The sequence below is a fragment of the Paucibacter sp. TC2R-5 genome, assembly GCF_025717605.1.
Classification (GTDB): Bacteria; Pseudomonadota; Gammaproteobacteria; order Burkholderiales; family Burkholderiaceae_C; genus Paucibacter_A; species Paucibacter_A albus.
Map to the genome: position 1 here is coordinate 1 of NZ_JAJIRQ010000041.1, position 465 is coordinate 465.

General features: G+C 68.4%; 1 protein-coding gene. It reads left to right on the forward strand.

Annotated elements, in window-relative coordinates; genetic code table 11:
* Nucleotides 1-363: hypothetical protein (locus LNV08_RS22985; RefSeq protein WP_263536068.1), on the forward strand; the 363-nt coding region annotated here is incomplete at its 5' end.
* Nucleotides 364-465: the final 102 nt, after the last annotated feature.

Here is a 465-nt window from a genome sequence, read left to right on the forward strand (position 1 = left end):
GCGGCGCAGCTGGCCTTGTCGGCGGGCAAGGGCGCCACGGCCCAGCAGGTGCACAAGGCCTTGCTGAGCGCCGAGTCCATTGACGCGGCCAGCCTGCAGGCCATCGGCCGTCAGTTCGGCCTCAAACCGGTGGACGTGGTGGCAGTTAACCGCCAGCTCGGTGAGGTACGCGTGCTCTCCGAGCGGCTGGGCATCCAGGGCACGCCGGCCATCGTCGTCGGCGATGTGATGTTCCGTGGGGCCGTCGGCACCGAGCAACTCGCCGCTGCGATCGACGCGGCGCGGCGTGCCCAGTCGGCCAAGGCAGCCAAGGCGGGCAACAAGCCGGTGGCTGAAATCCGCCGCCTGCCGCGCCCCGCTTGATCGTCACCTTATTGCACTCACCGGAGTCATCGCCATGAATTGGTTTTCTCGCTTCTTCTTGACGCTGCTGGCAAGCAGCGCCTTGGCGTCGGCGCACGCCGC